The organism is Silvania confinis, assembly GCF_025564085.1.
In the GTDB taxonomy this organism is placed as follows: domain Bacteria; phylum Pseudomonadota; class Gammaproteobacteria; order Enterobacterales; family Enterobacteriaceae; genus Enterobacter; species Enterobacter confinis.
Window position 1 is genome coordinate 1 of sequence record NZ_JAMGZJ010000042.1, and the last position, 459, is coordinate 459.

Sequence of the window (459 nt, forward strand, 5' to 3'; positions counted from 1 at the left end):
TGTCGACCCGCAAAACGGCTGGTGCCCGGCAACGAGTTGTTCGAGCTGGTCGCCCACCTGCTGCGACAGCGCTTTTCTCCCGAGCAGATTGCCGGCAAGCTGCGAACCATGAAATCCCCAAGCTTCGAAGACGCCTACGTCTGCCGCGAGACAATCTACAACGCGATCTATGCCCTGCCGGTCGGCGAGCTGCGCAAGGAGCTGATCATCTGTCTGCGGCAGGGCAAGACTACCCGCCGGCCGCGCTCCGGCGGGGTGGATCGACGTGGCCAGATCCCCGACATGGTCAGCATCCACGTACGCCCACCGGAGATCGAAGACCGCCTGATGCCCGGTCACTGGGAGGGCGATCTGATCAAGGGCACGGCCAACGCCTCGGCGGTAGCCACCCGGGTCGAGCGTACCAGCGGCTACCTGATCCTGGCGAAGAGGAACGATGCGACGGCGACCTCGGCGGTG

General features: G+C 65.1%; 1 pseudogene. It reads left to right on the forward strand.

The annotated features are described in order from the left end of the window. A pseudogene (locus tag M8013_RS00190) lies at nt 1–459 on the forward strand (IS30-like element IS1394 family transposase); the annotation flags it as partial.